At 42.6% G+C, this 23436-nt stretch carries 14 protein-coding genes and 3 pseudogenes; 7 read left to right on the top strand and 10 right to left on the bottom strand.

Translation table 11 applies throughout. The features are described from left to right. Positions 1-2 precede the first annotated feature (2 nt). On the top strand, positions 3-401 hold the full coding sequence (locus O1724_RS11810) for a hypothetical protein (protein ID WP_225851806.1): 399 nt from the start codon (positions 3-5) through the stop codon (positions 399-401). Positions 402-581: 180 nt separating this feature from the next. Here O1724_RS11810 and O1724_RS11805 read toward each other — a convergent pair. Continuing rightward, positions 582-812, bottom strand: a pseudogene (locus tag O1724_RS11805) (site-specific integrase); the annotation flags it as partial. 637 nt (positions 813-1449) lie between these two features. On the opposite strand from O1724_RS11805, the gene O1724_RS11800 reads away from it, so the two are divergent. Beyond that, the gene (locus O1724_RS11800; RefSeq protein WP_061070131.1) at positions 1450-4512 is read left to right on the top strand and encodes a DEAD/DEAH box helicase; all 3063 of its coding nucleotides are present in this window, start codon (positions 1450-1452) and stop codon (positions 4510-4512) included. A gap of 317 nt (positions 4513-4829) precedes the next feature. After that, on the top strand, positions 4830-10895 hold the full coding sequence (locus O1724_RS11795; RefSeq protein ID WP_104010312.1) for an ATP-binding protein: 6066 nt from the start codon (positions 4830-4832) through the stop codon (positions 10893-10895). On the opposite strand, the pseudogene O1724_RS11790 reads toward O1724_RS11795, so the two are convergent. After that, positions 10848-11156 (bottom strand): annotated as a pseudogene (locus tag O1724_RS11790) (hypothetical protein); the annotation flags it as partial. The gene O1724_RS11795 and the pseudogene O1724_RS11790 sit on opposite strands and share 48 nt — an antisense overlap. A 62-nt stretch (positions 11157-11218) precedes the next feature. On the opposite strand from O1724_RS11790, the pseudogene O1724_RS11785 reads away from it, so the two are divergent. The 3 genes and pseudogenes from O1724_RS11785 (at position 11219) to O1724_RS11775 (ending at position 14095) form a co-directional block, all read left to right on the top strand. Next, positions 11219-12338, top strand: a pseudogene (locus O1724_RS11785) (IS3 family transposase). A gap of 101 nt (positions 12339-12439) precedes the next feature. Further along, entirely contained in the window at positions 12440-13174 is a 735-nt protein-coding gene (locus O1724_RS11780; RefSeq protein WP_126296797.1) for a helix-hairpin-helix domain-containing protein, read from the top strand. A gap of 168 nt (positions 13175-13342) precedes the next feature. Then, positions 13343-14095, top strand: coding sequence for a hypothetical protein (locus tag O1724_RS11775; protein WP_126296796.1), 753 nt, complete (start codon positions 13343-13345; stop codon positions 14093-14095). Positions 14096-14338: 243 nt separating this feature from the next. Here O1724_RS11775 and O1724_RS11770 read toward each other — a convergent pair whose 3' ends face one another. Together O1724_RS11770 and O1724_RS11765 are read right to left on the bottom strand one after the other, a co-directional pair. Then, the gene (locus tag O1724_RS11770) at positions 14339-14635 is read right to left on the bottom strand and encodes a helix-turn-helix domain-containing protein (protein WP_047668715.1); all 297 of its coding nucleotides are present in this window, start codon (positions 14633-14635) and stop codon (positions 14339-14341) included. Positions 14636-14941: 306 nt separating this feature from the next. After that, positions 14942-15502 carry a hypothetical protein gene (locus O1724_RS11765; protein ID WP_042718066.1) on the bottom strand — a complete coding sequence of 187 codons (561 nt, stop codon included), beginning with the start codon at positions 15500-15502 and terminating at the stop codon, positions 14942-14944. 97 nt (positions 15503-15599) lie between these two features. Between O1724_RS11765 and O1724_RS11760 the strand changes: the two genes are divergently transcribed. Next, positions 15600-15932 (top strand): helix-turn-helix domain-containing protein, encoded by a 333-nt coding sequence (locus tag O1724_RS11760; RefSeq protein WP_042718067.1) that lies wholly within the window; start codon positions 15600-15602, stop codon positions 15930-15932. A gap of 196 nt (positions 15933-16128) precedes the next feature. Here O1724_RS11760 and O1724_RS11755 read toward each other — a convergent pair whose 3' ends face one another. The 6 genes from O1724_RS11755 to O1724_RS11730 all read right to left on the bottom strand — a co-directional run bounded on the left by O1724_RS11755 (position 16129) and on the right by O1724_RS11730 (position 23390). Further along, positions 16129-16572: a hypothetical protein gene (locus tag O1724_RS11755; protein WP_042718069.1), complete on the bottom strand. Its 444-nt coding sequence runs from the start codon at positions 16570-16572 to the stop codon at positions 16129-16131. Next, the gene (locus O1724_RS11750; RefSeq protein ID WP_061070135.1) at positions 16572-18935 is read right to left on the bottom strand and encodes a hypothetical protein; all 2364 of its coding nucleotides are present in this window, start codon (positions 18933-18935) and stop codon (positions 16572-16574) included. Before O1724_RS11750 ends, O1724_RS11755 begins: the two co-directional genes overlap by 1 nt. Next, positions 18932-20008, bottom strand: coding sequence for a site-specific integrase (locus O1724_RS11745; protein ID WP_234833957.1), 1077 nt, complete (start codon positions 20006-20008; stop codon positions 18932-18934). The genes O1724_RS11750 and O1724_RS11745 overlap by 4 nt, the downstream gene beginning before the upstream one ends. Positions 20009-20067: 59 nt before the next feature. After that, entirely contained in the window at positions 20068-20481 is a 414-nt protein-coding gene (locus O1724_RS11740; protein WP_234833956.1) for a hypothetical protein, read from the bottom strand. Beyond that, positions 20478-21839 (bottom strand): site-specific integrase, encoded by a 1362-nt coding sequence (locus tag O1724_RS11735; RefSeq protein ID WP_061070137.1) that lies wholly within the window; start codon positions 21837-21839, stop codon positions 20478-20480. The genes O1724_RS11740 and O1724_RS11735 overlap by 4 nt, the downstream gene beginning before the upstream one ends. Positions 21840-22097: 258 nt before the next feature. Continuing rightward, the gene (locus O1724_RS11730) at positions 22098-23390 is read right to left on the bottom strand and encodes a glycoside hydrolase family 28 protein (RefSeq protein WP_126296795.1); all 1293 of its coding nucleotides are present in this window, start codon (positions 23388-23390) and stop codon (positions 22098-22100) included. Between the last annotated feature and the right edge of the window lie 46 nt (positions 23391-23436).

Here is a 23436-nt window from a genome sequence, read left to right as displayed (position 1 = left end):
AGATGAAGTTACGCGAACCCGAAAGGGCTGGACTAAGTACTTACGGAAGGCAGAGAATTGAATGGAAGCTATACCACGGTTATGAAAGCACGGAGAAAGCAGAGAGGTTCCTTAATGTTATACCCGAGGAATATTTAGATCCACAACTACGCCGTGTTGTTTACGCCGTCACTCAACTGGGAGAAGTTTCGATTCCGCAGGTCATCGAATGGCTTGATTTTAGCAACGCACCGCTTAAGTTAAACGAAATTCGATCACAATTCCAGGCGCTCACTGTCAATGATAATCAGCGTGCCCAATATCGTGCATCACGTACCAGCATGGTTAGCGATCAGGGACACTATATGGACAAGCTTTTCCGCATCGGAAAAGGGAGGGAGAGCCGCTATGTTCTTTATTAGCCAAACATACATGGTGTCTGGGATATTGGCGATGACGGAAAAACGCCTGTAAAGATTGTAAAACCTGCTTCCCTGGAAAGTTTGCGGATATTGCATGAATGTACTGACTGTCCGGAGTCAAAACTGGAGGATATGCACGCAAGAGTTCTAAGGGAAATTGTCGATCGTGAAGGCCAGCTATAAGCAACCATAACAGCAACGGACTTCACAGAAAGGGCATTCGTCATCGGCTCTAGAACAACCGCCGATCTCGTAGTGCAGCCGATCCCCAACAATTCCAACCACACGTCGACCTTGCCATTCTTTTGAAGTGACCAATTTCCCAGTCAGCATCATAGCCACCATGTTTTGCCAGACGGGGTTAGAACCAAGAGCTTTAGCGCGGATCAATGCCAAGGCTGGTGTCGCAACACATCATAGCATTAGATGGTTATCTGATTGATCTATTGAATAAAAAATTGGTTGCGATAGCATAGATTTTATCAAGGCTTATGTCTCTGAGGGCGGTAGCGTTCTTAATTAAATTATTGACAAGGATGCGCAAATCAGCTAGGAATTTTGTAGAGATTCATGCGTATAACGCTGATGATACCTTACTGTCAGAACGTCATTACAGATGTCAGCGAATCAACGGTTCGTACCGATGACTGCTGTGATGCACTCATGGAGATTTAAAACAGAAAGTTTGTGAGTGAGGTGCTGGTAGATTCTAGGGCGCATGAATAAAGTACATATTGCACTAACGCGGTAAATTTTAAAACCTAATTTAAATCGTATGCAGCCTTAGATCTCATGCCTAACGACACTATAAATTTTTGCTTTTAATTTAACCGAAGCCGGAATTCATGTGGAGGAAGAGAGCAAAGAGTCGTATGGCTGTTTTCATCGTACTAATCAAGACTGACTGGTTTTGCCAGAAGGGAGATAAGCTCAGTCCGTAGTAGCCAGCTAACTGACAAATTAATTTGTCGGCCCCTTGCCCGTGCTTATATAAACACAATTATATAAGTTTCTAATTCAGCAGTTTTTCATTTTAAGAGGAATTTAAATGTACAATGGTACACCTACTGAAGTAGAAGAAAAACTCAGATCATGTCAAGTGGAAAGTATTGGTGTAGCTGCAAAATATTTTAGATCGCGCTCATCTGGATCATGTCTTATAAGCTTGCCGACAGGTGCAGGGAAAAGTGGTGTTATATGTTGTCTAAGTCAATTCAGTAAATATAAAAATATATTAATTGTTACATATCGAAGAGCTGTTTGTGATCAGTTGTATAAACAGATTAGAGGTGATTTTTTTACTAAACTAACCGATTCTGGTAAATCTAAATCACTTACAATTAAAGATGTGCATAATGACATCAATAAAGAAAGTAACAGTGGGATATTTTGCACTACCTTCCAAAAATTGCTAAAAATCAACAATGATGAGATCAATAAAATCTGTGATGAATTTGAGTTGATCATTATTGATGAAGGTCATTCCGAACCATCGCCAGAATGGGGAGGAATTATTCGTAAGTTTAAAGCAAAAAAAATAATAGTGACTGCCACACCATACCGAAACGACTTATTTAGTTTTGATATTGATACAGATCACTCATATATATATACATACAAAAATGCCATAGAAGAAGGCATAATATCAGCACCTGTTTTTGCAAAAGCAAAAAAGGAAGATTTAGTCAGTGTAGTAAGGGATTACTTAAACAAAAATAGTGATACATTGTGTATTGTCAAGTGTGATAATTTTAAAAACATATGCGAATATTATAATCTTTTTAAAGATGAATTTAAAACGCTTGCGATTCATAGACAATTTGAGACTTCACCACTGGATGAGAATTTATATAATGTACCAAGCAATTTATCTGAAAGCCCTTATAAAATACTAATTCATCAACGTATGTTAGATGAAGGTATCGATCTTCCGAATGCAAAACTACTAATATTAACCTATAGTGTTCGGAGTGGTAAGGAATTAGTACAAACAATGGGGCGTGTTGTAAGGTGGTACAAAGACAAAAGCCCACTGGTTATAGACTACAATGAGTGCACCAACGTTGATTTATGGGAGAACTACCAAGAATTTGATAATTACTTGACGGATAAAACATCTTTAAGGAAATTCATTAATACTTTAAATACAGCATCTTTAGTTGAAAAGTATTTAGACGCATTTCCGGAAATTAGTTATTTTGACGCGACATATAAAAAGAAATTTGACTTCAAAACATTCAACCCTTCCACATCCTTAAAAATACCTCTCGCGTCAGTATGTTTTTATTACAAAGATAAGGGCTTTAATCTAATTGATTGTTTAGATAAAATATATTGGGAATTTACAAGAGAAGGGTCTTTATCAAAAATTGATAGTGACTCTGGCATCATTACATCAGTTTGTTTTGACAGTTCCAGATTTCTTAAGGATACGTTATTCTTTCAACCATCACTTGAGTTTGTAATTATACGTGAAGTAGGTGATATTGTTGCGATTTATGATAGTCGCGGTAGAAAATACAATAAAAGAATTGAATTAGGTATCAGACAACCAGTTGGCCCGGATAAGCTATTTAAGCTAATTTCGCTAAATGAAAAATCTAAAACAACGCAAGCTAGCACAAGGGCTATACAGATTAATTCACAGCAAGCAGAAAGTATTCTTTATGTGTCTGATAGGTTAGAGTCAACGACTTCAACTCAAGCCAATGGAAGCTATGCAGTATCAACTACAATAGGTTCTAATCTTCATGATGATCTTTCGATCATGTCCTCATATTATTTAGGCGTAGGATCCGGCCGTGTTAGTGATCAAAAAGAAAGACAATTTAGTTTTGAAAGGTTTTGTGAATGGGTTAATGATGTAAAAACCAATTTAGAAGGCGCTAACAAAGTATCTAGTTCATTTCTTAATTCATTTGCTCAAACTGTTGATGGTATACCTACTGAAAAACCAGTTGCTTGTATTATTGATCTAAGCAACTATAACGGTTTGTTGAAAGTGTATTGTAATGGCAAGCACAAAAAAATAACATCAAACTATCTATTTAAAAAATATAATTTTGGCATTTCTTTTTTTGACAAAACACTACTTCCGCTTGTTATAAACACCAATGGAAGTAATCTATCAAAGATGGGGGGGGCCATAAGGTCAGCGATATTCTTACCTCGAGAACTAGATTTTTATGTTGACAAAGGTGAATTAAAAACACGTAATCAAACTCTAACCTTTATGGTTGATAATGAAGTTGTTAATGAAAGTGATATTTTTAACAATAACACCGTGAAATTAATATTTGACAATGGAATCACTTACTTAAATGGTCTGTTTTATAAATTTACTCTCCCCACAGACAATGCAAGAGTTGCAGATGAATTTTTCTCGAGATTTGTAGAATTACAAGATTTGTTGTCAGGTGGATTATCAGAAAAAGATGAGGATGGATTGATCGGAACTAGTTTTAGCCCCTCATCGATATTTTATTTGATAGATCAACTGTCAAACCTGAGAACTAAATCTGTGCAACTATCTCAATTGGGACCATTTTATCAATATATCCCTAATGTTGATTTGATTCTTTGTACGGATATGGATACAGAACCAGCTGATTTTGTTCTTTCTTCCAAAGACAAACTTATCTATGTACACATAAAATGCGGTGCCGCAGGAAAACCTGAATCTTCAGCAGGTTCGATTTGCGAAGTCGGTAGCCAAGCGATAAAAAACATACATTACTTGATTAGTAATGATAAAAATTTACAATTTGCCAATTTAACTAGGCTGAGAAATCCTTGGCCAAAATTAGGAGGTAATAAGCATAATATAGAATTAGACAGTAGAATAAGATTGTTTGAGGGAACTTTCAATATTAATCACGACATAAATGATGTCTTAGAAAAGATAAACAAACGAAGAGCCAGTTCATTAGTAAGAAAAGAAATATGGATCGTTGTTGGTAACGGATTTTCATTGAGTCATTTTAAGTCACAATTTAATCCTTCAGTAGTGAAAAAATCACAAGAATCAATGCAATCATATCAACTTATAGACTCATGGCTATTACAATCCAAAAGTCTTGGTATAGATCTTAAATTTTTTGTTTCTCCATAAGAAATTTCGCGACAGAGATCCTTAACGGTGCGTCGAGCTTCGACGGAATTCAGAATAATGATGGTCTGGTGTTCGGTGAATCGTGCTTTGCGCATGGCAATCTCCTATCAGAACAAAACCAGTATGCCGGATGATCTCTAAAAGTGAATGGACCGATATGCAGGGATGCTTACAGTGGGTCTTCGACCTTTATAAGCATAGTAAAGAATAGAATATGCCAATGTACGATAATCTGTGCACTCTATTACCTGCGCAAAAAAGTACACCGGAATTGTTTGTCTGGTTTGGCAAATCGAGATCATTAGGCGGCATAGCGAATGACTTTAAATGAAAAGCCCGATTCATCAATGAAGATTGAGAAAACAAAAACCTTGCCCCCAGCAGAGGGCGAGCGCCGGGCAATGCGTGGCTATATGGGCCAATATGAAAGAGCCGGTGCAGCCATTTATGCTGAATTAGAGCGTGGGCAATTGGAGTGGATAGGCGTGGCGGACCGCAGTGCGGGTATCGCTGATGATTTAGTACTTGGATTTAATGGCCTTATCGTTGGGCACCAGTTCAAAACGTCCCGTTTCCCAGGTACATTTACAGTACAGACACTCTTAGTAGGGGCTGATGGTCTGCTTAAGCCATTAGTTTGCGCCTGGCAAAATCTTTGTAGTGCTAACCCAACGTCTCACGTAGAAATTCGTTTAGTTGTCAACGACTATCCATCAGTAAACGACGCCCCCGGAATGGAAGCTCCAGCTCACAGTGCTGCCTTCCTTGATGAGTTTGAACATTTTCCCAAACGCACGCTTGAGGAATGGCGCTACAGTAACTGGGGCGGTTTAGTCGAAATATTGTTTCAACATTCTTGCCTAGGTGGCGATGATTTCGAGAGATTTTTTCATGCGTTGCGCATAATTCATGGCTCAGCAGCAGATTTTATACAATTTCATAAACTCAGTGCAGAACAAGCGAGACTGGCGTCTGATATAGCAAAAATATTACCTCAGTTGGTCTCCGATAAACGAGATAGGGACCGATGGTCCTGTGAAGAACTATTAAATGAACTAGGGTGGAAAGATCCGACCAAAACACGCCACGTACATCGCTTTCCCATCGGTGCTCACGTCCAACGCAACCGCGATACGGAACTACAACTTCTCCAGACGATACGCAACACAATCCAGGGCTATGTGGCATTGATTGGGCCTCCAGGTTCGGGGAAATCGACCTTGCTACAGACAACCCTGGCTACCGAATATAACACTCGGGTCGTGCGCTATCTGGCTTTCATACCGGGAGCTGCGCAAGGTGTAGGCCGCGGGGAAGCTGATGATTTCTTCGAAGACATTTCTGCCCAGTTACGCAGCAGCGGGCTGCCTGGGCTTCGCCTTCGAGACAGCAGCCAATTTGAAAGGCGCGAACAATTCGGTGAACTGCTCAAACAAGCTGGCGAGCGTTATCAACGTGATACAGTAAGAACCATCATTATTGTTGATGGGCTGGATCATATCCCCCGCGAAGAACTACCAGCCCATTCGCTGTTAGGCGAATTGCCGCTGCCTGCAGCCATCCCTTTGGGCGTGACATTTATACTTGGTACCCAGCGACTGGAACTCAGGCATCTCAAACCCGCAGTACAGGAACAGGCTGGGCATCCGGATCGTCTCGTAACAATGCATCCACTTGAGAGAGTGGCGGTCGCCAGGATGGCAGACGTTTTGGGTCTTGATTCAACCATTTCGCGTGTAAAACTTTATGAACTTAGCCGCGGTCATCCGCTGGCGGCCAATTATCTCATTAAGGCACTGTTATCGGCAGATGAACAGGACACATCATGCATCCTCGCCGGAGGGATGGAATTTAATGGCGATATTGAATCAGTTTACGCATCCGCCTGGAGAGAAATCGCAAACGACCCTGATGTTATGCATGTTCTGGGTTTCATTGCCCGTATCGAAGCTCCGATGCCGCTGAAATTGCTGGCAACAATCGTAGATGCTCAGGCGATAGAGCGTACCTTAAAGACCGTCCGGCATTTACTCAAGGAAACCTCAAAGGGGTGGACTGTATTCCATAACAGCTTCCGTCTATTTGTACTCTCCAAACCAAAGATAACACTGGGCAGTATAGATGAAACCTATTCACAACATATTTATCGTGAATTAGCTGAACTATCTCGTCATGCACCAGAGCATTCATTACAGTCCTGGCTAACACTGCGCTATCTCGCCCGGTCAGGAGAGCGTGATGAACTTCTGGTGCTCGCAACGCCAGCATATTTTCGACACCAGTTTGCACATGGACGTTCCTGTTCAGAGATTGATTCGGACATCCACTTGGCTCTGATTGCTGCACGTTCCACGTATGATGGTGTAATTGCCACACGGTTGCTACTTTGCCGTGAAGAGATATCCAGACGAACTCAAGCACTGGAGTATGCTAATGAACTTCCGCGCGCGATGTTAAAAGTTGGCGATATTGATGCGGCGATCTCTTTCGTCCAGGACTTTCCCAATGCGGGCTATGAAGTCGTTGACCTGCTTTTGGAACAGGGTGATTTTGACCGCGCGAAAGAACTGTTTGAGCACCTTGAGCCATTGTCTCACTTGCATACCCCCAGATTCGAGCACTATGGGGACTCGCATAATCTACAAGAATTCAAAAAATGGGCAAAACGAGTTTTTCACTTCCGCGACTCTGAGCAAATTAAGCAGGCAATAGACTATTTGACCGTTGAGGGGTTAAAACACGCCACAAGTGTATCAACAGAAGAAAATATTACCTCTATTCGCGAACAGTTAAAGTGGACAGTGGTCGAGGCAATTGTTAACTGGCAAGCAGACGTTAATATTCAGGATACCTGCAATCAGTATGGCATTCATGAGCAAGAGATACCGGTTTTGATGACTCAGGCTGGATTTACTGCTAGAGACAGAGGAAATAATATCTTAGCATTGGAATTATTTAAGACTGCCATGGCACTGTCTGATTTTAATGATGTTTCTAATGGCGGGCGAAGATCGATTGCATTATTTTATGCCACCTCGGGTTGCACCGATCTGGCTTCAATATTATTCGAAAACCTTTTTGCACCTGCAATTTCGATGGGAGACAATGAATTAGAATCAACAAAAGCACTGACTCTTGCAGCCATGGAACATGCGCAACTTTGCGTTTTGCTCGGCAAATCCCTGCCCGACGTAGTCACCTCCACACACGCTATCTTACGACCGCTGCAGACACATGCTTCAGAAACGGGACGCTTGTTGGGGCTGTCCATAATAAATGCATCATGCATTCCTTCTGGAAATATTCAAATGGTCTGTCGCATGGTGATGAGATATGTAATGCAACTCAATAGCCATTCTGGAAACGATACCTATCAGGCTCAATTGGCATTGACAGCTACATCACCACTGATTTGTACATTAATTAAAATTTCTGCGCTGCGTGGTAAGGTCGAATATAATTCAGTACTAAATGAAATTGATAATGTAATGCCTGCTTTAATATTAAAAGGCAATACACTACTCCGGCGTGAAATAGCATTGGCAATGTATCAGGCTGACGGTGACCGTGAAAGGGCGGCCGCCAGACTTGAGCATATGGTAAACGAGTTGGTAGAAAATACACCTAGCGAACAACTCGAGACCCTGTCAGTTCTGGCAAACAGCTTTGCTGCAATTGGTGATGTTGACCGGGCACTAAACTTACTTGCTTCGATACATGACCACTGTTTAGGCTACGCTCTGGCAGCGCGTAAGGACCCTTTATACTCTGTCTGGAAAGACATATTGATTTTGGCCAATGCGGCAGACCCAGAACACCGTGCTCAACGAATAGGTCAGTTGATACGACAGGTTGATGGTATGAAGGAAACCGAGGGAGCATCTGCCGCATATCGTTTGACAGAAGTGTTAATCAATGAAGCAATGCGTATGAATGCGCACAGTGGTTATACCGTGGCACAGAAACTCAGCAACTGGGGGCTGATTCCATGGCCAAATCAGGTAAATGAACTGGTAATTGGTATGCTAGAACGCCGTCCTGAAATGGTGTTTCTCTGTACACCAATTTGGTGCGGGCTATGCCTTCCATTCTACATTGAACCCTATTATCGTGACCCTACACATGTAGGCAATTATATTGACGTTGCTGCAAATGCAGCGGGGCCTTCATCGATTGCCAAACTGGTATCAATTCTATTACCGGCAATCCAGGTTCATAGTCGAGCTCACGAGCGACTCACACTATTAAATCGCCTGAGCAAGGCGGCATTGAGACACGGTTATACCGATAACCAACTTGATAATGCCATTACTCGATGGACTTCAGAGGCCCCCGAAGCCCGCCGCTCCTACACGCCACAAAAGTACGACGAGGCTTCAACCCTTGACGAACTTCAACAGGCATTTGAATCAAATGATTCAGAACCTGAATATCATGCGCCTTATCGTTTTTGTGAGCTTGCAAAGTCCGCCGCATTAGACAAGGTGGTGAAAATGTATGAGCGCTGGCATTGCCTGCAGTCGGATGCACGTTGTCGTTTTTTGGTTGCAGAGCGGCTAGTTAATGCGGGGGACACTACGTTAGCCAGAAAATTAGTTGATGATTACGATACCAGTAGTGACCGGGAGATGTCATGGAGCCAATGGTTAGGAGGAAATCGATTCCGTCTCTTCCGCGCGCGTAAGCTACTCGATGGCGCAGCAATTCATCATGAAGCATATGAAGACTTCATCAGTTCAATTGTGGCGGGGAAAGAAAGCACCATGTCGTTGCTAACAGATATGGCCGACATTCTTCCTGTGATCTGTGAGTCGCCAGACTGGCCCGCCGTTTGGTCTATCTTAGCAGAGCAGATGTCTTTCACTCGCGAACACCGTATTGGTGAAATTTTCGAATTTGAGAATGAAAATATAACCGACGAAGAGTTACTCGCGGAATTGCTCCATTTTTCATTACGATTGCCTATCACCGAAGCTCGACAACATGCAGAGAAAACTGCACTAATTCTGGCGGAACATTCAACAGGAGGGCAAATCGTATTTGAGCACACTATCACACGACTCCTGACTGGCCCCCTTGATGAACCACTCCAGGCATTGCAAGTTTTGCTTTTGCTAAAACAGAACCACTTTGCAGCTGAAATTGGTGATTTAGTCTCTGGCCTTACGAATCATCGTGATATAGCTGTTGCTGAAGCTGCGTGCTTGCTAGCACAATATTGGCAGCTACCTATATCGATTGATTTTCATCCGTTGCCGTTGACATATCGATTGGCACTCGACGGAGACCCTGATCATGAACATGCTCTGTTAGATCCTGTGAGTGGGGCGATGCGTATTGAAGTCGACTTAGGATGGACGCAAATGCTTCGTCCCGTTGCAAGGAGACTTGCAGAGCTGGCTGATTGTGAGGAAATGAACATACGCCAGCGTGCCGCAACGTTTATCCAGCAATGGGGAGGGCTGGCAGCCTTTGGCCCTGGAGCAACAAAAAAGACCGAATCTCAGTTACGCACACTCTCAATGCAAATCTCCTATCTTAAGCCCCATGCTTACATTGGCATACTGGCACTTCGTCATGTCGCTGGAGAGCTGAGCTTGGCAGGCTTGCTTTCACCAAGGGATAAACCATCGCTACTGGAACAATTGGATGCAGCACTTCCGCCAGCACCTCGCCCTGAAATGCAAATCCGACCAACTGGCATTAGGCGACCGCTGAAAGTCAAGGATGCCCCGTGGAGTGAAGCTGAAGAAATGTGGACAAATTTGGTTGAAGAGGATGTAAAACCCTGGAGAGATCGTGCCGATGAATTCGTAATAGCCGAGGTTTCACAATTCAAAATGCATGATACCCGGCGAGCTGAATACCAGGTCTATCGAATTAGCGCACCTCAAATTCATATTTCTGATGCCAAATTCATGGCATGGTATCAAAGTTTGCCCGCAGTCGTTTGGCTGGGTCAAATGATCCCACTCGACGAAGACCTCGCACCGACAATAGTCAGACGTGTAGTCAGTTCCATCGGGACAATGTCTTCGCCGGGATATGCCATTGCATTATGCCCTAATATCCAGATGCATCTGGGATGGCATGAATGCAGCGAGATGCCTAATATTTATACCGACCAGAATTCAAAAGTCGTAGCAAGATTAGTGAATTGGCGAGACGCCGGACCAGTTGATATTGATGATGATTATATATGGGGGGAAGGTTGCTATCTGACGCTTTCCAAAGCAGGCTTGATACAAGTCCAGACTCTGTTTGGTGAGCTCACCGTACGTAATTTCGCAAGCAGATCTGTTCGGCAATTACGACAAGGCGAAGCGCAAATGATAAAGACAGCTCAGAATCTTTTCAGTACTACTTTCGACTCGCTGGATTAATGACACGATTTTGAGGAACCTCCTTATGGTAATCAGCGCATATTCATCATCAGTGGCCTTATCATCCAGCTTATCTTTTTGTTTTAAAGCGATTGTTTCCCGGTCTTTCCGGGTCAAATTAGTCTGATTGGTATAACGATCATCGGATACATATAGTAGTGCTACTAATCTGAAAGCATGATGGTTTACTAAATTTTGAATCTTAACGCTACGCCCCTTGTAGTTGGCTATGTTGGGATCGCCTAGCCGAGCTGACCTGCTCCCCGTTGATTAACACACCCCGATGTTAGTAATGTCTTCATAAGCCACATGAGGACATCCCCATGAAGAAGCGTTTTTCCGACGAACAGATCATCAGTATCCTCCGTGAAGCGGAAGCCGGGGTTCTGCACGTGAGCTCTGCCGTAAGCACGCCATTTCAGACGCCACCTTTTACTCCTGGCGTAAGAAGTTTGGCGGCATGGAAGTCCCTGAGGTGAAGCGGCTTAAATCGCTTGAAGAGGAGAACGCCCGACTCAAGAAGTTGCTTGCCGAAGCCATGCTGGATAAGGAGGCGCTTCAGGTGGCTCTTGGGCGAAAGTACTGACGACAGACCAGAAGCGGGAAGCCGTAGTGTTGATGTGTGATGCGACCGGTCTGTCGCAACGTCGTGCCTGCAGACTGGCCGGTTTGTCCCTGTCGACCTGCCGTTATGACGCTCAGCGTCCATCTGCTGATGCTCATTTATCAGGGCGTATCACTGAGCTGGCGCTTGAACGCAGACGTTTTGGTTATCGGCGGATCTGGCAACTACTGCGTCGGGAAGGCCATCACGTCAATCACAAGCGGGTATACCGCATTTACCGCCTTAATGGACTGAGCGTAAAGCGCAGACGACGTCGTAAAGGGCTGGCGACCGAACGGTTTCCGCTTCTGCGCCCAGATGCGCCGAACCTGACCTGGTCGATGGATTTCGTTATGGACGCACTGGCCAACGGTCGGAGGATCAAGTGCCTGACCTGTGTGGATGATTTCACGAAGGAGTGTCTGACGATCACCTCCGCTTTCGGTATTTCAGGCGTTCAGGTTACGCGTATTCTGGACAGTATCGCGCTGTTTCGGGGCTATCCGGCGACAATAAGAACCGATCAGGGCCCGGAATTTACCTGCCGCGCACTCGATCAATGGGCCTTTGAGCATGGTGTCGAGTTACGCTTAATCCAGCCGGGCAAGCCAACGCAGAACGGATTTATTGAGAGCTTTAACGGACGATTTCGCGATGAATGTCTGAATGAGCACTGGTTCAGCGATATTGCTTATGCCAGGAAAACGATTAATGACTGGCGACAGGATTATAACGAGTGCCGTCCACATTCATCGCTGAATTACCAGACGCCAGCGGAATTTGCAGCGGGCTGGCGAAACGGGAAATATGAAGAAAAACCAACCGACATTACTAACTGAGGGTTGTATCTAATCCAGGGGGCAGGTCAGGTAAGGCGTAGCATTTGACCTGTATTTCATTTGGCGTATATTGAATAGAAATCTGATGCAGGATTAGTAAAATGGGTATTTTTGACTTCATCTTTAGAAAGACGAAAAGAAATGAGAATAGCAAGCATTTAGAAAATACAGCACAAGCCCCTGCACAATATATAAATATTGCCGCGCAGAACAAAGATATAATTGAGGGGATGCAATTCCATGCAACATGCCAACTACGGACCCCTATATTTGTTTTGAAAAAACACGGTGAAGTTTTTAAAGGTGACGGGACACCCCCAGCATATGGATCTACAAGAGATGGTATTTGGGTTCCAAAATTGAGAGGTAGTACATTTGATTTTCTTGATAAAGGGGCTACTTCAGCATCTGATGCTGGGCCAGTTAATGCTGATGAGTATGTTGATTACGCCATTGGTTTACTTGAAATTTTTGAATCAAGCGCATCAATTAATGACAAGATGACTCAAGCGTTAGCTTATGCTGGAAGCAATGAGTCTAAAAAAAGAGTAGAAATGGGGCTGCTACGTTTTTATGGAGAAGCAAATATAGCTGACGTAATGTCGTCATATATCCCTAAGCTTGAGAGGTTTAAATTCTATTTGGATGAGCCAAACAAATTAACCTTGGTTAATGGAGTAAGTGAAAAAATAGCAGCTTCACTAAAGAGTGAGGGAGTAAATACTTTACGAGCACTGTCTAGCATGAATGAATATGAATTAATTAAAATCAAAGGAATTGGCAAAATCACCGCTCAAAAAATAATAAACAGTATTAAGGATTTAGAGGTGTTGTAGATCCTACAAGTTTCAGCCACTTAGAGTTAGCGTCTGCTTATCGCTCACAACGGACATCATACTCCGGTAGCTGTCCGTTCTATGCCAGTACATACATTTGACTCTAGAAAAGTTATTCAATAATATCAACTATTCATGTAGTTAACCTTAAGCTAAATTTGGTTTGTTATGAATATTAAAAGTATCAATCCATTCGGTGTTCCACATGACATATGGAAAACACGCGAACCTACTAATGAAGAAAGTTTGGAAATGATAAAGCAAGGTATATGGAAACCTTGTGTGAGTATCAACGTACAGATTGATAAAACTATTTGCCATCCAATGGATGCGGCAGAGTTTCTAGCTGCAAACCAACATGAATCAAGGCTTGATAGGTTTGTTGCAAAATTTCTTGATACAAGTGATGAGTACTCGAAATGGTTAAGCCTAATGCCATCCTTTGTGCCTATTGAATTGCTAGATTATCAAGATTCATACCCGCCAAATGACTTTAATATTATTGATCAAGCAGTCAAAACATATGGGATATTACTCCCAGATGGACAATTCTTATTTCACGGCGGGCTATGGCCGAGTGATAAGCATGGTAATCCTTCCTCCACGTTTGTAACTGATAGAGTCCTGTCTACATCATTTTGCCCAAAGGTTGCTCTAAATAATGGAGAATGGAGGGGAAAAGCATGGGATGCTAACAGGCTGGATCTCATTGTTATAAAAACGAATGCAACTAAAACAAAGGCATTTGTCTATGATAAAGAATTAGCCGGGCATGGTCATGAGTTGGAGGTTTTGTTCGCAAAAGGGGCTACGTTAAAATTTATTTCTGAAAGTCAAGCATTAAAAAACAGAGTAGCTCACAAATATCAATGCGCCCCTAAAAATATCAACACATATGTTATATATGCAGAACTTTGCTGAAAAATTAAAAATTTAGTAAAAAGATGATGTCCATATCTCGGCACCAGGCGCAGGATAGTCAACGTGCCTTCATGTTATATTAAGTCCGCTTTTCGCTCACAGCGGACATTTAAACTGGTCAATTTATCCGCACCGAGCCAGAATCGGTCGTGGCTAAACAGTCTGAGTTGATCAATGGGGATACAGATCAAATGCTTAGAGGCGGTGCCTGATGTCTAGACCTATCAAATAGGCTTGCTCCTATCACCATTCCTCACGCCTTGCCGGTGAATCAAACTCCTTTTCTACAAAATTCGTAGGCTTTGTATAAGTTGAAAGAGGTGCAGAACTGAGCGAAATCTCCACCCCTAAAATATTTAACACTTTGTATAGACGCTCAAAACTTGCTTTTGAAGGATTTGCTTCAAGGCGAGCATAAGTCTGCTGAGTTACACCCAACATGGCAGATAATTCTCTTTGAGTTAATCCTTTTGATTTACGAAAACCAATTAAAAGTGGACGTAACTGGCTTAGAAGTCTAACGGGAAAAATAGTATCCATAAGTACGTGGCCATATCGATGTCTTCATAATAAATTCAATCCTCGTAAAAAACAGCCTGTAAGGTGTTTTATTACTTTACAGTTTAAAAGGTGTAAGGATGAACTCGTTGTTTAACTAGTACTGCTTGAATTTTAAAGGTTGCATCTCGCTCTGGCTGGGATTATATTTATTAAGGACTAGCATATAGTGGTGTACGCTGTTAACCTCATTATAATGAGGCTGATCAGGGTATGAAGGGAGAGGGCGGACTCTGCTTCGCCCTCTCTCTTTCATGAACTTATTTAACTTTAAATGTTTTTTAAAAGTCATTGCTTTATTGCAATGGTTTTATTAAAAATCCCAATCAATGTGTTTATTTTTTCATTTATCTTAATTTGCTTTTTCTCTTGTTCGAGAGAAAGTTTCCTGAATTCATTTTCCCTGCTCGGCACGGCAATTATCAATTCTTCATAAATCTCCTTTGCTCCTGATACTTTTTCCAACTCGCTGCTGTATTTTTCAATAAGAGTTCTTATTTGAATGTTTACATTGCTATGTTCATGACTGGTAGCACTTGAAATAAATTGACAGGGGCTTTTTTTGGGTGCCTCAATTAACTCTACGTTTTCTTTTACGACATTGAATTCAGATGTAGCTGAGTATAAATATTGATACGCACCTAATTTTCTTACTTTATTTAACAATCCCTTTCTAACCAGACCTTGAATTTGGTTATAAGCAAAAGCTTTTGCCTTTAAATAATTTTTCGGAAGCGAAAATCGCTCGATAAGAATTTTCGCTACTTCGTTACTGGTGAAGTTATCTTTGCCAATATAGATGATTGCAGAAAATATGTACGACTCAGGGTTGGTTACTCTACTATTCATATCACTAAAAAAAGGCTGTTAACTTAGGATTGCTAAGTATACAACAATGACAGATACTTAGACAATCTAAGCATCCGAGGCCGATGAAGATGATTCAGTGTCAGAAAAAAACCCGATACCAGAACGACTTAAAGAAGCGAGATGCAGGGCGGGACTATCACAGCGCTCTCTGGGGCTACTTATTGGCTTTGATCCCGCATCGGCTAGTAGTCGTATGAATCACTATGAGAAAGGGCGCCATGTCCCCGACATTGATACGCTTCGACGGATGGCGGCAGAGTTAAACGTGCCGTTGAACTACTTTTTTTGTGATGATCAGACGACAGCAGAACTTGCATTACTCATATCCCGAATGACAGAGGAAGAGCGAAGTAAACTTATCGAAGCACTCAAAACGTCTTCAGGTGACAACACTGCTGACAAAAAATGATGTTGTACAAACGCCTGCTAAACTTTTTGAAGGTAACAAAAGTGCAGTGCAATAAACCAAGCAGGGCATTACAGTAGTAGACGCCTCTGAGAAAATGGACTCTAATGAGTGGGCGTTGAAAGTTGCAATGCTCATCTTTCGAATAGAGCAAGGTGTTTATTCATGAGTTCGTAGTGCGAATATACCGCTATATCTATCATTGATCTTTTTTCCTTTTGTGTAATTCCATGATCAAATGCGGAGCAAGAAGGCTTTCTACCGGTATAACCGTATTGACTTTTACCGCTTTGACAATTTCAATCAATGACAAGGTATTCTGAGCTAGTTGTTCGCGAAGCTCTTTATTCTCTTCCTGTAACTGCTGATTACGACCAAGCAAGGCCTGCCGAGTCTTACGGTTCACATACTGCTGTTTTTCTTTGGGACGAAGATTCAGAGGCGATAGTTGTTGATCGACATAGGCTGCAATAAGACGCCTTCGTTCAATGTTACTTAATGTACTTAAGCCACCATTAATGATTCCTTTTGATTTAAGTCTGGCATGTAAGTTTTTAGCTGAAATAGGCGATTTATCAAACCCTTCAATCAACATCAACTGGAGTTCATGCTCTATCTGAGTATCCAATTCTTTACCACGCATTAGTTTTCTTCCTCTTTGTTTTTATGGTGCTCAAGGGCAAATAATTGAGCTAATGTACGAATTTCACCTTCCACTTTTATCTCTCCAGACAGAATCTCTCGAGCAGAGAGAACTTGTAACAAGTTTGAGCGCCTGCGTAATTGCTCGCTTAAGGCATCCAGGTGAGTTAGATTTTCTTCGATATTGCCTTGTATTAACTGGTTGTCTGGAAGGGCCGCGATATACTGTTCAAAAGCGAGCGAAGCCTCGTTTAATGCCCGACCTTTTACTGCAATAGTTGAGTATTCATCAATACGACCTGTCAACGTGAAATGCTCACAGGGTTTCAATGCTTGGCACTTCATTCGATAAGGGCATCCCCACAAGTTAACGTCTCTCATGCAGGAGCCCAGTTTTAATGGATGCAATACCGCATGCCTTTGTACCATCTCTGACGCTTGTAATGGCCCTTCATTTTTACTGATTTCCTCGAACGCAGCGGCTATGTCTTCGAATAATCCATCCCCTGACGACGCTTCAATGAAACCAGCAACATCGTTACGATCATCAAAGGTATGCAGGTTTGCCTTTATGTTGGTTTCCAGAGTTTGGGTACTATTAAACGTCATTAAATCGCTTTGCTTTACCATATCGAGAGGTGAATCAACGTCAACAGCAGTAAATGCTGACTGCTCCGGTACGGTTCGAACTAAAGGGGTTAGAGAAGCTGCTTTTCGCCGTTCCTTGAGAGCCAGGTGCTGATAATGCTGATTTTGAGTAATATCAACACGCCCCATCAACATCGCTTGTAAGTGGTCTGAGATCTCTGCAATTGCGAGAAAAGTATTAATATTGTGTCGAGGGATATGCGTTCGGAGCTGAGTAGGGCGGCCGTCATCTTCAAGCAACCTGTATTTGCTGAAAACAGATACATAGCCAGCAACGTTACCTAGAAATTTGTTTAGGCCGTTATTATTTAGAGGTAGTGGCGTGGCTTTTAGTTGCAATACTCTCTTGAGAGTCAGTGATCCTTTGGGGAAAAGGAACAATAGCTCTTCATATTTAATCTCATATCTTTTGCCATTTTCTGCCCATGCATGAGTACAGGGAGTATTTGCACTGTTATCACCGAATTCACTTTTAAGAAAATGACTAAGATCAGACTTTGTAAAATATTTTTCTTTTTCATTACCTGATTTAAGGATGACTTTTGCCGGTATAAAGCCACGTTTCTCTAATGCTTTCGAAGCTTTATCACGTAAGCCTGCACGCCCCCGAAGCTCTGATGAGGATTGGACTATGTATTTTACAATATCATCAAGCTCAACGAGTTCACTGGTAATATCACTGATTGGCTTTGGTAAATAATCAGAAAATTTTTTTGATCGTAAATATTCGATATGTTTGCGAAACTCAGCTGTTAGTAACTTCACCGACTTAAATATATTTTCGACCAGAGGTACAGCTAAAGGCTCGACCCAATGCGTTCGTTCGCCAGCCCCCTTAACACCAACATAGCGTATGCCAAGAAAATAATCTGGCAATCCTTTATTCCGCAGACGTTTGCTGAGGTCAGAGTTATCTATATGTCGTTTGACCAAGGCATCCTGTCTGAGATTGAATGCCTCAACAGAACGGAATCCAGTGACGATCAGTAACAGAAGACAATTGAGGGCAATCTTTTCAGTACCGCTTTCAACTCGCTGGATTAACGACACGATATTGAGGAAACCTTTAATGGTAATCAGTGTATCTTCACCATCAGTGGAAGTATCATCCAGTTTGTCTTTTTCTTTTAGTGAGATTGTTTCCCGGGCTTTCCGGGTCAAATTAGTCTGATTGGTATAACAATCATCGGAAACATATTGCAATGTTACTAATGTGAAGGCGTGATGGTTTACTAATTTCTGAATCTTAACACAACGCCCCTTGTAGTTGGCTAGGTTGGTATCACCTGGCCGGGATGCTGCACTCAGAGTATCCATTGCGCTACGTACGACATCTGTAGTCAGATAGATGGGATGTGTTTGCCCAGTTAACTTAATGAGAGCGCAGTACCATCGTTTCAAAATAATCAGCGTTGCGACAGCAACCGCAGAGGAAATACTGCGATTTCTCCCTCGATAGACGAGTACCAGCATCGCTTTCATGAATAACTGATAAGGCTCGGATACTGTATGGCGATCATCGATCCCTTTGAGCCGGTTAACCTCATCAAAACGTAATAAATTAGCCCCATTGCCACGTAACCAGCCGGAGCCTTTGATCCCACATATCCAGACAAAGCTATCCCATGATTCTGCAAAATCTGCTGCCAGATTCTCTTCGAACCAAGCTTTCTGTTCTATGATAAAAGTCTCAAAGTTCGCTATATTTTTTTTCATTTCCCACAACCTCTGACGTTATGCAAATGACAACGGGCAATCACTGACTTGATTTCTATTTGCGTCGTCTCGTGGATAGAAATTAGTGGATTGAGAGCATTACCAACACTATCTGATACTGCTATCAGCTCATCGACTTCTTTAGAGACGCTATTCAATACGCCCTGGTGATGGCCATCAAGGAAAGGGCGGTAATATAAGCAACCATAGCAGCAACGAACTTCACAGAAGGGGCATTCATCATCGGTTCTCGCACAGCCACCGATCTCATAGTGTAATCGATCACCAACCATACCAACCACGCGTCGACCTTCCCATTCTTTTGAAGGAACTAGTTTCCCAGTAAGCATCATAGCCACCATGTTTTGCCACACAGGGTTAGAACCGAGTGCTTTAGCGCGGATCAATGCCAAGGCTGGGGTCGCACGGATGTAGTGCTTTGCTACAACCAGAGATGAATGGCCGAGAATGTGAGCAATTTCCTCTGCACTAGCGCCCTGCATTGCAAGTGAGTGACCAACGTTGTGGCGCAAATCAGTTGATGTTATTGAAGGTAGGGCGGCTTCACCGCACGATACGGCAAACTGGTAATCTTGTGGGCTAAAGGATAGAATCGTTTGGCTAATCGACTGAGAAACAAATTTAGGCGCTGATCCCCCCATATTAAACATTTTATCGGTAGGTAATAATCTGGCTTCATCTATATAATGCTTAACCAGTGCACCTATTTCTGGCGGGAGCGCCAGAATCAACCGTTCCGTAGTGACGTGCCTTTGTTTAGCATAAGGTAAAAGTACGCTATAACGAACCAACCCTGTTGTCGTATTGCAAGTATCGATTCGAAAGTCACCAGCAGCCAATTTAGCTAACTGAACCGGACGACTACCTGTGACATAACTTAGCCCCAGAACAGTGGCATTGCGAAGGTCCACCAGATTGTATTTTCTGCCTCGTGAGATAGCGGCAGCCATTTCAAAAAGACCTTTGCTGATCATGTTCTTTTCAAATGGGTCAAGAATATTATCTATGTTTTGATATACATTCCAATCATTTGAATTAGGGCGAGGGATCAATTCAAGGTCTTCGTAGTCATCTAAAGTAAAACCCGGAAATTCATCTACACAAAGAATTTTCAGACCAAAAACAATACAAAAAAATAAGTCGGCAATAAGTTTTCATTTTCAAGGAAAGAACTTAACAATTTAAAGTTAAACATTCCTTGCTTCGAAGCATATTCAATTGCGTCTAGCCATGCGCGATGCACACGATAAATAGTCCCAGGAGATTTTGATGATGCATAACGGTATAATATATACTTAATTAGTTTAGTCGTGTAATCATCCGTTTTGAAATTAATGTGTGACTGGCTACCTGAGTAATGGAACACCCAATCATTAGTCTCTGCAAATATATTCTTGTCATCAAAAACATCAGCTGACCTTAAGTGGATTTTTGAAGGGATGTAGAGACTTTTTATTTGTATCATTTGTTCACGTGAAAAAAAGACATGCTTATCTTCGCTTTCTATTACTGGGATCTTATTCATTTGATAACCTCCCTAAACGCTTGATGTATCAATGAAAAAAATTCATCCTCTGAGGAGTCAGCGGCAATACGTCTGACATTGGAAAAATTAGCTCGCTCAGAAAGAAAACGCCGGGCATAGAATTCTGGCATGCGGCTATTATGACTCCATCCACCTAAAAGACGAAGCTCATCTTTAGCTTCACTCATCAGACCTGCAATAGCGAAATCAACTCCGGCAAGCTTGCAATTTCTCATAACAGACTGATATTTAGCAGCATAAATTCTCTTTAAGATCAAATAAGCCCATGTATGGCGAGTTACGTGTGGGGTTATGCTAACTACAGAATCAATACTTTTTTCATCGCTGAATTGCGGGTACTCTTTTTTAAATACACAATCAATTTTTGAGAAAATATCATATATAGAGTGATATGATAGAGGAGGCAAGTTACTTTTTGTTGATGTGAATATGAAGTTATGAGAGGTATTTTTACTTATTTTATCAATGTATATTTTCAAGTGGTTGTAATCATTTATGTCTAACGCTAAAACTCGATGCGCCCATGAGTTTTTTAATGACGGCAATCGTTTTCTTGGATCTCTGACATCATCATCTACAGAGGTCACTATGATACTGAATTGTCCGCCTTGGATGTTAGGTTTAATTGAGTGTTTTTCTAACAGGAGCAATTCACTTACTCGCAAACCATAATTCAAAAGAAGACGACAGATTAAATAATTTCTGAATTGAACTTCTCCAGCAGGGAAGGGATTAAGAGGATTTGGCTTGAAAGACGATTCTGGTCTAATAATCTCATAAAATCTCCTGACCATGTCTGCTGTAAGGCTATTAAAATGTTTGTGTGAATGCTTTTGCTTGCTGGGTCGAAAATCAGAACGATAGGTCGACAAACGCTTGGATAATTGTAAAGCATAACGAGAAAGCTCTTTTGGGGTGCCATCCATATAACGAGGAGAAACGTAAGTATTGATCAGATAGTTTATAAAACGGCAGACTGCATGTACATGATTTATAGTCGTATTGTGCTTGCTAATTACTGCATATCCGAGTGTAGGCAACATAAGCTTTCCTGATTCAAGATAATGAAGAAATGCTTCAAGCTCACTAACCGCAATCGAAGGATTGTATCCAGACAATTGGAAGCTCAAACAGAAAGTGACACCATGTTTTTGATACCAGTACTCATAAAAAAACTTTAGAGCCTGTAGCGTAGATGACTGCGTGGATTCGGAACGTGAAGCTAAGCGATCAATGAGAAAGAGAAGTGGAAACAGAAGCGGTAAGTTAGTAGTGGTGTCAACCAATGTCCAAAGTCGCCGGTTAGGAGCAACGCTCAACTGGTCAAGTACATACATCTGAGACATCCTCAGAGAGGTTCGTGGATATGAAGAAAATAGCTCTTAAACATAATGCCAGCAAACTAAAGATTAAGAGGGGGCTTAACCCTATGATTTTATGCGAGCCATCTAAGTTCATGAAGTAAGTTAACAATCAACATGATTTAACATAATATACATTATGCGCACTAAGATTAATTAAGAACAAATCCAGCCGTTTCGGGCCCAGCCTTTGTTCTGCTCATTCAGCGAATTATGCCCATAGATTCTATGCCATCAACGTTCATAACTGTCGTTACAGTCTTGCGTGTTCTCTACGGCAGTCACCTGCACATTCTGAAAGCGCAACCCATCCACACCGGAAATTTTCCCAAACTCTGTCGCGTCAATAAAAATCCCCTCCAGCGTTAACCCGGCCACAGGACGCTCCGGATACCCCTCAATGAAAAATGCCCGCGAGAAATATTTGTTGTCTGAGCGACGCGCCGTCATATTTTTAATCGTCAGTCCGCTGACCTCAGTAAGACCGGCTTCGCCCTCAACACCTTCAGCCAGCTTGCGCCAGTGTTCTGGTTTATCAGATAAATTGCTCAGGTCGCCATAGCTGTACTGCGGAAACCAGTTCAGCTGGATCAGCACCGGAAAACGTACGTCCGTAAGACGTAAATTTTGGACGGTGATATCACGGATAAACCCGCCACGGTTGCGGGCCGACTTAATGCGAAACCCGACGCCCGTTCCGTTAAACGCGTTATCTTCTATCAGGACGCGTTCAATGCCACCTGAAGTTTCACTCCCCAGCGTGATCCCGGATCCCTTATTCAGCGTACATCCTCGAATCACTATATCCCGCGCGGTACGTGCTTTTTGCGCCGCTTCGCGTCCTCGTCCAGATTTGATGCAAATATTGTCGTCATTGCAGGACACAATGCAGCGTTCAATCCGCGCCTGTTCGCAGGAGTCGACGTCAATCCCGTCGGTGCTCGGCCCCGCAGAATTGCTGATTTGCACACCCTCAACCGCGATACGGCGCGAATAACAGAGGTGTATGTTCCAGAATCCGGACTCCCGACTGGTAAAATCACGCAGCAGAATGTTCTGGCTTTCAAAGACCAGGATATTGCGCGGGCGCTGACAGTCGTAATCAACCACCCAGCGCAATCCTCTGGCGCTGTAATCGCCAACCATGCCGCTGCGTTCGTCATCGCCCCAGAAGCGTTGCCACCAGATGACACCCTGCCCGTCTATCGTACCTGTACCGGTAATGCTGACGTTTTCACAATCGATGATATTAATAATCCCTGCCGGCCAGCGCATATCAATGCCGGCCACCCGGGTGTTTATCAGGGGATAATCAGCCAGATCCTGGCTTCCAACGAGCTGTGCGCCAGCATCCAGGCGAAGCGAAACACCGCTTTTCAGAAACAGTGCGCCGGTCAGAAAACGGCCTTGCGGAATAACAATGACATCGTTCTGTTGAGCACTGTTTATGGCCTGCTGAATGGCAGACGTTGACATGCGTTGCGCGGTTGGGTCCGCGCCACACGCCAGAATGGAGATCGCTTTCATGGCTTGTCCTTAAACAGATGAAAGCCTTAGTCTAGAAATCCGCGTG

It is taken from the genome of Enterobacter cloacae complex sp. HYC074_NIDB, assembly GCF_056673345.1.
The sequence above is the reverse complement of the archived record's forward strand: the minus strand, read 5'-3'. Positions and strand labels throughout refer to the sequence as shown.